The 12,872-nt window shown below is 66.9% G+C and carries 13 protein-coding genes; 6 read left to right on the top strand and 7 right to left on the bottom strand.

Annotated elements, in window-relative coordinates:
- Positions 1-3: 3 nt before the first annotated feature.
- On the bottom strand, positions 4-834 hold the full coding sequence (locus tag ACFK0J_RS08120; protein ID WP_378738013.1) for an SDR family NAD(P)-dependent oxidoreductase: 831 nt from the start codon (positions 832-834) through the stop codon (positions 4-6).
- Positions 835-1,457: 623 nt separating this feature from the next.
- On the opposite strand from ACFK0J_RS08120, the gene ACFK0J_RS08115 reads away from it, so the two are divergent.
- Positions 1,458-2,780, top strand: a complete 1,323-nt coding sequence (locus tag ACFK0J_RS08115) for a fatty acid desaturase family protein (protein ID WP_378738011.1) — start codon at positions 1,458-1,460, stop codon at positions 2,778-2,780.
- On the opposite strand, the gene glpK (ACFK0J_RS08110) is transcribed toward ACFK0J_RS08115, so the two are convergent.
- Both glpK (ACFK0J_RS08110) and ACFK0J_RS08105 read right to left on the bottom strand, forming a co-directional pair.
- Positions 2,781-4,310 carry a glycerol kinase GlpK gene (gene glpK, locus ACFK0J_RS08110; RefSeq protein WP_378738009.1) on the bottom strand — a complete coding sequence of 510 codons (1,530 nt, stop codon included), beginning with the start codon at positions 4,308-4,310 and terminating at the stop codon, positions 2,781-2,783. It abuts the gene before it with no gap.
- A gap of 31 nt (positions 4,311-4,341) precedes the next feature.
- Positions 4,342-5,106 (bottom strand): IclR family transcriptional regulator, encoded by a 765-nt coding sequence (locus ACFK0J_RS08105; RefSeq protein WP_378738008.1) that lies wholly within the window; start codon positions 5,104-5,106, stop codon positions 4,342-4,344.
- 254 nt (positions 5,107-5,360) lie between these two features.
- Between ACFK0J_RS08105 and ACFK0J_RS08100 the strand changes: the two genes are divergently transcribed.
- The 4 genes from ACFK0J_RS08100 to ACFK0J_RS08085 all read left to right on the top strand — a co-directional run bounded on the left by ACFK0J_RS08100 (position 5,361) and on the right by ACFK0J_RS08085 (position 10,290).
- On the top strand, positions 5,361-6,182 hold the full coding sequence (locus ACFK0J_RS08100) for an MIP/aquaporin family protein (protein WP_378738006.1): 822 nt from the start codon (positions 5,361-5,363) through the stop codon (positions 6,180-6,182).
- A gap of 41 nt (positions 6,183-6,223) precedes the next feature.
- On the top strand, positions 6,224-7,744 hold the full coding sequence (gene glpK, locus ACFK0J_RS08095; protein ID WP_378738004.1) for a glycerol kinase GlpK: 1,521 nt from the start codon (positions 6,224-6,226) through the stop codon (positions 7,742-7,744).
- A 52-nt stretch (positions 7,745-7,796) separates the two neighbouring features.
- Positions 7,797-9,476, top strand: coding sequence for a glycerol-3-phosphate dehydrogenase (gene glpD, locus ACFK0J_RS08090; protein WP_378738002.1), 1,680 nt, complete (start codon positions 7,797-7,799; stop codon positions 9,474-9,476).
- A gap of 157 nt (positions 9,477-9,633) precedes the next feature.
- Complete coding sequence (locus ACFK0J_RS08085) at positions 9,634-10,290, top strand: class I SAM-dependent methyltransferase (RefSeq protein ID WP_378738000.1); 657 nt, start codon at positions 9,634-9,636, stop codon at positions 10,288-10,290.
- Here ACFK0J_RS08085 and ACFK0J_RS08080 read toward each other — a convergent pair.
- The 3 genes from ACFK0J_RS08080 to ACFK0J_RS08070 all read right to left on the bottom strand — a co-directional run bounded on the left by ACFK0J_RS08080 (position 10,287) and on the right by ACFK0J_RS08070 (position 11,173).
- Positions 10,287-10,451 carry a hypothetical protein gene (locus tag ACFK0J_RS08080; RefSeq protein ID WP_378737998.1) on the bottom strand — a complete coding sequence of 55 codons (165 nt, stop codon included), beginning with the start codon at positions 10,449-10,451 and terminating at the stop codon, positions 10,287-10,289. The genes ACFK0J_RS08085 and ACFK0J_RS08080 overlap by 4 nt on opposite strands.
- A gap of 225 nt (positions 10,452-10,676) precedes the next feature.
- The gene (locus ACFK0J_RS08075; RefSeq protein ID WP_378742703.1) at positions 10,677-10,910 is read right to left on the bottom strand and encodes a hypothetical protein; all 234 of its coding nucleotides are present in this window, start codon (positions 10,908-10,910) and stop codon (positions 10,677-10,679) included.
- Between the two features lie 32 nt (positions 10,911-10,942).
- Positions 10,943-11,173 (bottom strand): hypothetical protein, encoded by a 231-nt coding sequence (locus ACFK0J_RS08070; protein ID WP_378737996.1) that lies wholly within the window; start codon positions 11,171-11,173, stop codon positions 10,943-10,945.
- Between the two features lie 122 nt (positions 11,174-11,295).
- Here ACFK0J_RS08070 and ACFK0J_RS08065 point away from each other — a divergent pair, with 122 nt between their 5' ends.
- Positions 11,296-12,006, top strand: a complete 711-nt coding sequence (locus ACFK0J_RS08065) for a M24 family metallopeptidase (RefSeq protein ID WP_378737994.1) — start codon at positions 11,296-11,298, stop codon at positions 12,004-12,006.
- Positions 12,007-12,023: 17 nt separating this feature from the next.
- On the opposite strand, the gene ACFK0J_RS08060 is transcribed toward ACFK0J_RS08065, so the two are convergent.
- Positions 12,024-12,821 (bottom strand): enoyl-CoA hydratase/isomerase family protein, encoded by a 798-nt coding sequence (locus tag ACFK0J_RS08060; RefSeq protein WP_378737992.1) that lies wholly within the window; start codon positions 12,819-12,821, stop codon positions 12,024-12,026.
- Positions 12,822-12,872 lie beyond the last annotated feature (51 nt).

Raw genomic sequence — 12,872 nt, 5'->3', positions numbered from 1 at the left:
GTACTAGATGTTGAATCCGCCGCCGCAGACCAGGGTCTGCGCGCTGACGTAGTCGGACTCGGGAATGCAGAGCAAGTACACCGCACCCGCCGCCTCGGTCGGCGTGCCACCGCGGCCGAGTGGCACCATCTGCTCCATCGCGGCGAGCAGGTTCGGGTTCACGCCGACCTTGATTTCCTTGCCCTGCACATCGATCGTGCCGCCGGTGCCCGCGGGCGCCTCGGTGAGCCGGGTCTTGATCAGCCCGAACGCGACCGCGTTCACTGTGACGTTGTAGCGGCCCCACTCCTTGGCGAGCGCCTTGGTGAGGCCGATGATGCCCGCCTTCCCCGACGAGTAGTTCGCCTGTCCCGCATTGCCTCCGGTGCCCGCCAGCGAGGAGATGTTGACGACCTTGCGGCACGGCACCGGTTCCCCGGCCGCCTTGGCCTTCTTCACGGCGGCCGCGATCACCGGCTGTGCGGCCCGCAGGATTCGGAACGGCGCCTTGAGGTGTACGTCGAGGATCGCGTCCCACTGCTCGTCGGTCATCTTCTGGATCACCGAATCCCAGGTGTAGCCGGCGTTGTTGATGATGATGTCCAGCCCGCCGAACTCATCGACCGCGGTCTGCACGAACCGTTCGGCGAAGCCGTCCTCGGTAACGCTGCCGACACACGAAACCGCCTGCCCGCCAGCGGCTTCGACCGCGGCGACGGTCTCCTTGGCCGGTTCGGCGTCGAGATCGTTCACCACTACCCTCGCGCCCTCACCGGCCAGCTTCAGCGCGATCTCACGGCCGATGCCGCGGCCTGAGCCGGAGACAATGGCGACCTTGCCATCGAGAGTTCCCATGTGCTTCCCATCAACATTGACTAGCGACTGTTCACTTATTGAACAACAGGTCGTCAGCTCCGGGGAGGAAAACCGCGCGAGCCCCCGCATCTCGCGAGGAGATGCGGGGGCTCGCGTCATGTCCGGTGTCAGGCGTGCGGCGGGACCTCCCCGACAACAGACCCGGAACCATCTTCGGCTCTACTGAATACCGGTTGATGATGTACGTCACTGCTCTCGGCAGGGGTATACACCTGAATGGGAATGGTGTCATGGCTGAACAGCCCGGACCCTTGCCCGCTTTCCTGACTCATCCGTCGAGCCTCCTCCGATCGGCCGCGAATAGCCAATCCCCTCTATTCAACCCCCTCCGCGCGTCGAGCCGCGCGCTATCCCTCGCCAACGCGATCGCATCGTGTCCTGACCGGCGATCCGACGCCGCCACGTCCCGTTGTTCTCGCGTCCGCCTGCTGTTCCCGTGCCGGTGTCCGGGGCGGTGGTAGCGTCGAAGTAAGAATCATCGTCGTCGGCCTCGTATTCGGCCGACCATCGAGCTTGGGTCACCCGAGCAACGCCGATCCCGACATACGGCGGCCCGACCCGGCTTCCTGCCCCCGCGCAGCTGATCCATCCGAAGAGGACCAATGGCTATCACCGACATTGCCGTGTACGCGCACCTGAGCAAGGAAGACATCGAGGCGCTCGGCACCGAGCTCGACGCGATCCACCGGGACGTCAGCGAATCGCTCGGCGGCCGCGACGCCGCCTACATCCGGCGCACCATCCGCTTCCAGCGGGCGCTCGACACCGTCGCCCGGCTGCTGATCGCGGTCAACCGGAACAAAACGGGCTGGCTACTCGGCACCGCGGCGCTCGCGGCGGCGAAGAGCATCGAGAACATGGAGATCGGGCACAACGTCTCGCATGGTCAATGGGATTGGATGAACGATCCGGAAATCCACTCCACCACCTGGGAGTGGGACATGGTCGGGCTGTCCACCCAGTGGAAGTACTCGCACAACTTCCGCCACCACCTCTACACCAACGTCCTGGACATGGACGACGACATCGGCTTCGGCGTAATGCGGGTGACCAGGGACCAGGAGTGGCGACCGAGCCATCTCGCGCAGCCGCTGCAAAACCTGTTGCTGGCCACCACCTTCGAGTGGGGCATCGGTCTGCACGGGCTGTACGCGGACCGGGACCGGGTCGAGACGAAGTCCGAGAAGCGCGCACTGACCCAGGCGTTCCTGCGGAAGGTCTCCCGCCAGGCCATCAAGGACTACGTGCTGTTCCCCGCGCTGAGCGGGAAGCGCTGGCGCCGCGCGCTGACCGCGAATGTGACCGCCAATGTCGTCCGCAATGCCTGGGCCTACGTGGTCATCTTCTGCGGCCACTTCCCCGACGGCGCGGAGAAGTTCACGCCCGCTGCGCTCGAGGACGAGACCAAGTCGGAGTGGTACCTGCGGCAGATGCTCGGCACCGCGAACTTCGACGCGGGTCCGACCCTGGCCTTCGCCAGCGGAAACCTGTGTTACCAGATCGAACACCACCTGTTCCCCGACCTCCCCAGCAACCGCTACGCCGAGATCGCGCAACGGGTTCGCGCACTGTGCGACAAGTACGATTTGCCTTACACCAGCGGTTCCCTGCTGCGCCAATACCTGCTCACCATGCGCACCATCCACAAGCTCTCGGTCCCCGACCGATTCTTGATCGCCACCTCCGACGACGCACCGGAGACCGCTTCGGAACGAAAGTTCCAGACCGGGGCCGCGCTGGCGGTCGCCGAAATATCCGGCGTGACAACGGGTTTGCGGACCGCGCTGCGGAACGGCCGCATCCGGCTCGAACTCGAAGCCGGGCTGGAGGGTGGCCGGTTGCGGCGGACCGCCGCCCGGGTCCGGGCGAATATCGCCGGGTCGCTGCGTGCTCCGGTGCCGAGCGCGGCTAGCAGCGTCGGCTAGTCAGCGCGTCCCGGCTTCATCCCGTCGGCGTTTTGCGCGCAGCCAGCCGAAGGTCAATTGCACGGCGCGCTGCCAGTTCTCGTATTCGTCGGCGCGGTGGATCGGGTCCATCTGCGGCAGCCATTGCGCGGCCAACCGCCAGTTGTTGCGCAGGCCCTCCAGGTCCGGCCAGTAGCCGACGGCGAGTCCGGCGGCGTAAGCCGCACCGAGCGAGACGGTTTCGGCGTTGAACGGGCGCATGACCGGAACATCGAGGACATCGGCGACGATCTGCATCAGCAGGTTGTCGGAGGTCATGCCGCCGTCCACGCGCAGCGCACGGGCCTGCAAGCCCGAGTCGGCGTTCATCGCGTCGACCACCTCACGGGTCTGCCATGCGGTGGCCTCCAGGACCGCACGAGCAATGTGGCCCTTGGTGATATAGGACGTCAGGCCCGCGATGAGACCGCGGGCGTCACTGCGCCAATGCGGCGCATACAGCCCGGAGAACGCGGGCACGATGTAGCAACCGCCGTTGTCTTGCACTGTGCGAGCGAGGGTTTCGATCTCCGGTGCGCTGGCGACCAAGCCGATATTGTCGCGCACCCACTGCACCAGCGAGCCGGTGACCGCGATCGGCCCCTCCAGGGCGTAGACGGGCTCGGGGCCGATCTGATAACCGATGGTGGTGAGCAGGCCGTGCTTCGACTGCACCAGTTCGCTGCCGGTGTTCATCATGAGGAATCCGCCGGTACCGTAGGTGCATTTGGTTTCCCCACGGGCGAAACAGGTTTGGCCGAACAGTGCCGCGTGCTGGTCGCCGAGTGCGGCGGCGATCGGGATGCCCGGCACGACACGGCGGGTGGTGCCGTAGGGCGCGATCGACGGCTGGATGCGCGGCAGCATTGCGGCGGGAATCCCGAAGAAGCTCAGCAGTTCCGTGTCCCAGGTGCGAGTGGCGAGATTCATCAGCAGGGTGCGGCTGGCATTGGTGACGTCGGTGAGGTGCAGGCCGCCGTCGACGCCGCCGGTGAGATTCCAGATGAGCCAGGTTTCCATGGTGCCGAACAGCACCTCGCCCCGTTCGGCCCGATCCCGCAGGCCGGGAATGGTATCGAGCAGCCAGCGCAGCCGCGGCGCGGCGAAATAGGTGGCCAGCGGTAACCCGCACAGCTCCCGAATCCGGTCCGCGCCGGGCTTTTCCTCGAATTCGCGGACCAACTCCTCGGTGCGCACGTCCTGCCAGACGATAGCCCGCCGGATCGGCGCACCGGTGCGCCGATCCCACACCACCGTGGTCTCCCGCTGGTTCGCGATGCCAAGGGCCGCAACCTGATCGGCGGTAATGCCGGAATCGCGCAGCGCCTGTGGCACGATCCGATCGACATTGCGCCAGATCTCCATCGCGTCCTGCTCGACCCAGCCCGGCCGCGGATAGTGCTGGTGATGCTCGCGCTGGGCCACACCGACCAGGCGTGCGCGCTGGTCGAACAGGATGCACCGGGTCGAGGTGGTGCCCTGGTCGATCGCGAGCACAAAACGTTGCGTCATCCGCGTCCTCTCCTACGACGAATGGATGTGTTCAGTGTCCGGCGCCGAGATCCCGGGACACCGCGTGCGCGGCGTCCCGCACATGGCCGACCAGTGCCTGCCGGTGCCGCAATTGCGGGTCGCACAGCCGGTCGACCGGGCCGCTGATCCCGATGGCACCCACCACAAGTCCACCGTGCGCGCGGATGGGCGCCGCGATGCCCGCTTCGCCGGGCCGGAACTCCTCGGTGTCCCCGGCCCAGCCCGCCTGCCGGACGGCGGTAAGGGCTCGATTGAGGGCGGCCCGGTCGACGATGGTGCGACGGGTGAGCGAGGTCAGCTTGCCGCCGCGCACCGTGGCCGCGAGTTCCGCGTCGTAGGCCAGCAGGACCTTGCCGAGCGCGGTGGCGTGCGGCGGCAGCAGTTCACCGAGTTCCAGCGCCTGTTCGGTGTTGTCCGGCCGGAAGACGTGGTGGACCACCACCACGCTGCCATCCACCGGGGCGCCGATGCGCACCGACTCGCCCGTGCGCGCGGCCAGTGCGTCGGCCCAGTTGATCGCGCGGGAACGCAGCTCGTTGGCGTCGAGGTAACTGGTGCCGAGGTGTACCAGGGCCGCACCGAGCTGGTATTTGCCGGTCGCCGGGTCCTGTTCGACGAAGCCGACGCCCTGCAAGGTGCGCAGGATCCCGTGCGCGGTGGGTTTGGCGAGGCCGAGCGCGCCGGCGATCTCGCCGACGCCGAGCCGACCGGTGCCGCGGGCCAGCAGCCGCAGGATGGCCGCCGCTCGTTCGATCGATTGGATCGGACCGGGCATGCACCGAAACCTAATCTCTCGATTCGACAATGTCGAACATGTGCTGAACGGCAGGCTACGCACCCGGCGCGCCGGTGTGACGTGCGTCATGTTCACCCCCTCGGGCGCCTGACAGTAGCGGCAGCGGCTCGGCACAACCACCCCGACCGTTCAGCATTGTCGAACGGGCGCTATGTCCGGTCCCGCGATCCCGTCGTAACGTCGACTTTCGCAGGGTCGCGTCCGCGCCCGGCAGGGCGAACGGAGGCTCAACGGTGAACTTCGGCTCGATTTTCCTGAGCGAAGCACTCGGCACGGCGATGCTGGTGCTACTCGGTGTCGGCGTGGTCGCAAATGCGTTGCTGACCAAATCCAAGGGATTCAACGGCGGCTGGCTACTGATCAATATGGGGTGGGGCCTCGGCGTGATGGCCGGGGTGTATGTCGCCTACAAGACCGGCGGCCACCTCAATCCCGCGTACACCCTCGGTGTCCTGGCCAGCGGAGCGGACCAGTACGCACCCGGCATCGACATCACGGTCTCCGCCACGATCGCGTACATCACGGGGCAGCTGGTCGGCGCGTTCATCGGCGCGAATCTCGCCTATGTGGCGTACAAGCGGCATTTCGACGAGGAGACCGACGACGCGAAGAAGCTGGGTGTCTTCGCCACCGGTCCCGCGATCCGCGGGCTGCGCTGGAACTTCGCGACCGAGCTGATCGCCACCTTCGCCCTGGTGCTGGTGCTGCTGTCCATCGGCCATACCGCGACCGGGCTCGGCCCGCTCGCCGCCGCGCTGCTCGTCGTCGGTATCGGCGCTTCGCTCGGTGGCCCGACGGGCTATGCCATCAACCCGGCGCGCGATCTCGGGCCTCGGCTCGCGCATGCGCTGCTGCCGGTCAGCAAGGGGGTGGCGGCGGCCCCGGTTCGGGAGCCCGCGGGTGTCGGCGGGTATTCGGCCGAACAGGTCCCCGAACGCACTGCTTCCCCTGGGCCCAGTCGCAAGAGTTCCGACTGGAGCTATGCCTGGGTGCCCATCGTCGGTCCGTTGGCGGGCGGCGTGCTCGCCGGGCTGGCCGCACAGGTCCTTTTCTGAATCTCCTTGTCTCGCAGTAATTTTTTTTCGAAAGGACCACGATGAGCCAGTATGTCGGCGCCATCGACCAGGGCACCACGAGCACGCGCTTCATGGTGTTCGATCACAGCGGCAACGAGGTTGCCCGTCACCAGCTCGAGCACCAGCAGATTCTGCCGCGCGCGGGCTGGGTGGAGCACGACCCGACCGAGATCTGGGAGCGCACCAGGGCGGTCATCCAGAGCACGCTCACCAAGGCCGATCTGGACGCGAGCGACCTCGCCGCGGTCGGCGTCACCAACCAGCGGGAAACCACCGTGGTGTGGAACCGCAGGACCGGGCGTCCGTACTGCAACGCGATCGTCTGGCAGGACACCCGCACCGATCGCATCGCCGCCGAGCTCGAGCGGGCCGGCCACGGTGACACCATCCGGCACAAGGCCGGATTGCCGCCTGCCACTTACTTTTCCGGCGGCAAGCTGCGCTGGATCCTGGACAACGTGCCGGGCGTCGCGGCGGCGGCCGAGCGGGGCGAGGCGATCTTCGGCACCACGGACAGCTGGCTGCTGTGGAATCTGACCGGCGGGGTCGACGGCGGCGTGCACGTCACCGACCCGACCAATGCCAGCCGCACCATGCTGATGAATTTGGAAACCTCCGACTGGGACGACGAACTGCTGGCCATCTTCGGAATTCCGCGGGCGATGCTGCCCACCATCGCACCGTCGTCGAACCCGGACCTGTACGGCAAGACGCGGGCCGACGGACCGTTCGGCGGTGAGGTACCGCTGGCCGGTGTGCTCGGTGATCAGCAGGCGGCGACGGTCGGTCAGGTGTGTTTCCGTCCCGGCGAGGCGAAGAACACCTACGGCACCGGAAACTTCTTGCTGCTCAACACCGGTAACGAGATCGTGCGGTCGCAGCACGGACTGCTCACCACGGTCGCCTACCAGTTCGGTGACGAGAAGCCGGTGTACGCGCTGGAGGGTTCGATCGCGGTGACCGGGTCGGCGGTGCAGTGGCTGCGCGACCAGCTGGGCATCATTTCCGGTGCGTCCCAAAGTGAGTCGCTGGCCAGGCAGGTCGAGGACAACGGCGGCGTGTACTTCGTGCCCGCGTTCTCCGGGCTGTTCGCGCCCTACTGGCGTTCGGACGCGCGGGGCGCGATCGTCGGACTGTCCCGCTACAGCACCAACGCCCATCTGGCGCGGGCGACGCTGGAATCCATTTGCTACCAGACCAGGGACGTCGTCGAGGCGATGCAGGCCGACTCCGGCGTGACGCTCGACGTCCTGCGGGTGGACGGCGGCGTGACCGCCAACGAGTTGTGCATGCAGTTGCAGGCCGACTTCCTCGGCGTGCCGGTATCGCGTCCGGTGGTCGCGGAGACCACCGCGCTCGGTGCCGCCTATGCGGCGGGCCTGGCCGTCGGATTCTGGAGCAGCACCGACGAACTCGAACAGAACTGGCACGAAGACAAGCGCTGGCATCCCACCGGAACCGAGGAGCAGCGCGAACGCGGCTACGCCCGCTGGAAGAAGGCCGTCTCGCGCACCCTCGACTGGATCGACGTCGACGAGTAAATCGGCGAACCGCACTGAGCTTGCGCCTATTTCAGAACGAAGGAGAAAATTGATGTCCGCACGATTAGATCCGATCTACCGCGCCAACGCCGTGAACGCGCTGGGCGACAACGAGATCGATGTGCTGGTGATCGGCGGCGGCGTGGTCGGCGCGGGCGCGGCGCTCGACGCCGCGTCGCGCGGCCTGAGCGTCACCCTGGTGGAAGCCAGGGACTTCGCGGCGGGGACATCGAGCCGATCCAGCAAGCTCATCCACGGCGGGCTGCGCTACCTCGAACAGCTGGACTTCTGGCTGGTGCGTGAGGCATTGAAGGAACGCGGCCTGCTGCTGAACAAGCTGGCGCCGCACCTGGTGCGGCCGGTGTCGTTCCTGCTGCCGCTACAGCACCGGGTGTGGGAACGCGCCTACATCGGCGCGGGCGTCGCCCTGTACGACACGATCGGCGGGGCCAGGGCACTGCCCATGCACCGGCACCTGACCCGCACGCGCGCACTGGAATTGGCACCCGCGCTGCGGCCGGACTCGATGACCGGCGCCATCCGCTACTTCGACGCGCAGGTCGACGACGCGCGGCACACCATGATGATCGCCCGCACCGCGGCCCAGCACGGCGCGACGGTGCTCACCCGCACCAAGGTCACCGGGCTGCTGCGGGACGGCGAGCGGGTAATCGGCGCGCACGTCACCGATCTGGAGACCGGCCGCGAATACACCGTGCGGGCGCGCCGGGTGATCAGCGCGACCGGCGTCTGGACCGACGAGATGAACAAGATGACCGGCGTCGAATTCCCGTTCCACGTGCGGACTTCCAAGGGCGTGCACATCCTGGTGCCGCGCGAGCGGCTCGACCTGGACACCGGGCTGATCATGCGCACCGAGAAGAGCGTGCTGTTCGTGATCCCGTGGCACCAGCACTGGATCATCGGCACCACCGACACGGATTGGTCGCTGGACAAGGACCATCCGTCCGCGAGCTACGCCGATGTGCAGTACATCCTCGATCACGTCAACGCGGTGCTGCGCGATCCGCTGACCCGCGACGACATCGTCGGCACCTATGCCGGGCTGCGTCCGCTACTGTCCGGCGCGTCCAGCGACACCGCCACGCTGTCCAGGGAACACGCGGTGGCCGAACCGGTTCCGGGTCTGTTCGTGATCGCGGGGGGCAAGTACACCACCTACCGGGTGATGGCCGCTGATGTCGTCGACGCGGCGGTGCACGGCCTCGGCCGCGCGGTCGCGCCGTCGGTGACCGACAAGCTGCCGATCCTGGGCGCGGTCGGCTACCAGGAGATGGCCGCCGATCTCGACAGCCTGGCGCAGCGTGCCGGGCTGCCGAAAGCCACCGTCGAGCACCTGCTCGGACGCTACGGTTCCGCCGTGCACGATCTGTTCGAGCTGATCGCGGTGGATCCGGACCTGGCGAAGCCGCTGACCGGCGCCGACGAGTACCTCGGCGCTGAGGTCGTGTACGCGGTAACCCATGAGGGCGCACTGCATCTCGATGACGTGCTGACCCGACGGACCCGCATCTCCATCGAGGCGGCGGACCGCGGTCTGGCCGCGGCCGCCGAGGTGGCCTTCTTGATCGGGTCGCGGCTCGGCTGGGATGCCGCGGACGCCGAGCGCGAGCTCACTCGCTACAGCGACCGGGTGCACGCCGAATTGGCCGCCAACCAGGCCGCCGACGACGAGTCCGCGAACGCGGCCCGCTTGGTCGCCGTCGCCTGACTCCCACGCCGTCCGGCGAGCTCGATCCCGCGAGCTCGCCGGGGCGCGGCAGCCGTCGTCCAGTTGGAAGTCCCAGATGAGCATTGCCCGGTATACCGGCGCCCGCGGCCGGTCGACTGTTGACCTCAACCTCAGTTCAGGGTGAACCATGGGGCGTATGACTCGACCTGCTGAAATCTGGGATTCCGCATATGACAACGACACCGCGCCATGGGTGATCGGTGAACCGCAGCCCGCGATCGTAGAGTTGGAGCGCGACGGCTGGATTCGTGGCCGCGTGCTCGACATCGGGTGTGGGGCAGGCGAACACACCATCTTGCTGACGAAACTGGGTTACGACGTGCTCGGTATCGATCTATCGCCCAGCGCCGTCGAGTTCGCTCGCGAAAACGCTGCCGCGCAGCAGATCCCGGCCGCCCGATTCGAAGTCGCCGACGCACTCGCCTTCGGCGATCGAGCTCCCGATGCCGTGCCCACCTACGACACCATCGTGGACAGCGCCCTGTTCCACGTCTTCGGCACCGAGCCCGAGGCCAGGGCCGCCTACGTGCGAAGCCTGCACGCACTGTGCGAGCCGGGCGGACTGGTCCACGTCCTCGCCCTTTCCGATGCCGAGCCCGGGTTCGGTCCGCGGATCAGTGATGCGGTGATCCGCGAATCATTCGACGCCGGTTGGGAACTGGAGGACCTGCGGGTCACGAAGTATCGCGGCCGGGTCACCGAGTGGGTGGCCGAGGAGGCCGCGGAACTGGGCATGCCCGAATCGGGCTCGGTCGATGTGGTGGCGTGGCTGGCCCGGCTCCGCCGGATCTAGGCGTCCATCCCGGCGTGACCGTCCGGGGTCGACTCGTCGGTTTCGAGCTCGGCCCCCTTGGGATGCTCCTCGGCATGCGTCGGCTTCGAATGTTCGTCCGCGAAGTCCGCCTCTTGTTCCTGCACGTCCGCCGTCGTCCGATCCTTCTCAGGTCCACTCATGCCCACCGCATACCCGCCCTTGATACGAGCATGCAGATGCATGTCATGCCAGCCGTCGGCGTGCAGCCCGTAAAGATCTCGGCTCCGACCAACCTGTTCGTCAACCCCGGCATACCGGGAATTCTCCCGGTGCGGCGGACTCGATGCACAGAACGTGCTCCTGAGGCAGGGGGCCTGCTTCAGGAGCACATTTTTCCGGTCGGATGCGGCCGGGGTCGGGTCGGGTCAGACGTGATCGACTACTGCGAGGTGACCGGCCTTACGGGCGCAGTGGGCGCAGCAGAAGATGTGGTGTTCGGCCTCTATCCCGTGGCCCAGGATGCGGCAGCCGCAATGCGCGCAGTCCGGGGCAAGCGCGGAGACGGCGCATTCGAAGCTGTCGAACGTCGACGAAATGCCGTCGCGGGTGACCGTGAAGGTTTTGTCGTATTCGTTTCCGCAGGTGTCGCAGGTGGCCATGGGGATCACGTCCATTCTGTGTCGGTGGAGTATCAGCCCAATCGCTTGGCGAGCAGTGCCTTGCCCTGTTCTCCGCCCTTCTGGCTCTCGCGCTGTGCGCGCCGGAAGAACTCACCGAGCTCGGTGTCGCCCGCGCGTTCGGCGTCCTGGGCATAGATCTCCATGCGCAGCGCATTGCTCAGGCATTGTTCGGTGAACCAGATGAGGTTGAAGTCCTTGTCCTTGGTCCCCGTGATCGCGCCGGTCTCCTGATCGATGGCCATTGCCATACCTTCCTCTTGTGTGGGGTCGTTCTGCTGTGGCCCTACCCGGCGAATCCGGCGGGAAACACGCTGCGACGGATCGGCCTGGGGGGCCACGCGTCCGGATGATCTAGGGTCGTTTCATGGAGACGCTGGATGTGGCCGAGGCCGAACGTGTTTCGGCGCTGCTGGCCGCCGAGGCCAAGGCGGTCGCGTTGTTCGACGAGGTGGTCGGCCGCGGGATCATCGCGCCGGGAGTGCGCGAATCCGAGGTGAGCGACGCGGTGCGGGATTTGGCCGACGAGATGTTCGGGACGCGACGGTACTGGCACAAGCGGATCGTGCGGTCCGGGATCAACACCCTCGAGCCGTACAGCGCGAACCCGCCGGACCGGATCATCGGCGCGGACGACATCTGTTTCCTGGACTTCGGGCCGATCTTCGCGGAATGGGAAGCCGATTTCGGCCGCACCTATGTGCTCGGCGACGATCCGGCCAAGCTGGCGTTGCGGGACGCGCTGGAGCCGTTGTGGGAGCAGGGACGCGCCTACTTCGATGCGCATCCCGATATCACCGGTGAGCAGCTCTACGCCTGGGTTTCCGCGCAAGCGGCCGAACAGGGGTGGGAATTCACCGCCGAGATCGCCGGGCATCTGGTCGGCGAGTTCCCGCACAAGCAGATCTCCGGCACCGAACTCACCTCGTACGTCGCCGCGGGATCGACCACGCCGATGCGCCGCCTCGATCCCAAAGGCCGTGTCTGCCATTGGATTCTGGAGATCCACCTGGTGGACCGGGCGAACAACATCGGCGGATTCTTCGAACAACTGCTGGATGTGCGGCCACCTGGGTAGCGCACCCGAGACAGGCTCTAGTCGCCGAGGCTGTATTCGAGCGGTCCCCTGGTCTGCAGTCCCTCCGCGAGCCTGGCGTCGAGCATCGCGCGAACCTCGGGCGCGTTCAGCAGACGCTCGAAAACCTTGATGTCCGTGGCGAATTCGGTCGCCGGCGGCAGGTGGCGGCGGTTGACCGCCTGCTTGATCTCGGCCAGCGCGGTGGGATAGTGCCCGGCGATTCGCGTCGCCAATTCGGCGACGTAGTCGTCGAGTTCGTCGTCGGGCAGCGCGCGATTCACCACGCCGTAGCGTTCGGCGGTGCTGCCGTCGATATTGCGTCCGCTCAGCATGAGTTCGAGCGCGCGGGCCCGGCCGATCAGCAGGGGAAGCAGCTGGAGGGCGCCGCCGCCGGGGATCAGTCCGTTGGTGACCTCGGGTTGACCGATCACGGCGGAGTCGGCCGAGGCGAAGCGCATATCGCACAGCAAGGTCAGCTCGTGCCCGCCGCCGCGCGCGCGGCCGCGGATTTTGGCGATGCTCACCAGGTCGGGCGATTGCAGGGCGGCGATGATCCGCGAGTAGGTGCCCGCGAGTTCCTGCTGGCGTTCGGGCGGCAGGTCGACGGCGAAATGCGCCGAGAAGAAGTCCGGGTCCGCCGACTCCAGCACGACAACCCGCGTCTCGGGATCCCGCACGAGTTGGTCGAGGGCATCGGCCAGTTCCCGATAGACCCGGTCATCGAGCAGGTTGATGGGTGGATTGTCGATGAGCAGGGTGGCCCAGCCACCAGGCTGCGGACGGACCGTCACGGTGTTGTGCGTGCTGGTGGTCATGGTCGAACCTCCGTTTCGATAGAACGATCGGTCTATGACTCCTGTGTATCA

It is taken from the genome of Nocardia brasiliensis (assembly GCF_042691675.1).
GTDB lineage: Bacteria > Actinomycetota > Actinomycetes > Mycobacteriales > Mycobacteriaceae > Nocardia > Nocardia brasiliensis_D.
The sequence above is the reverse complement of the archived record's forward strand: the minus strand, read 5'-3'. Positions and strand labels throughout refer to the sequence as shown.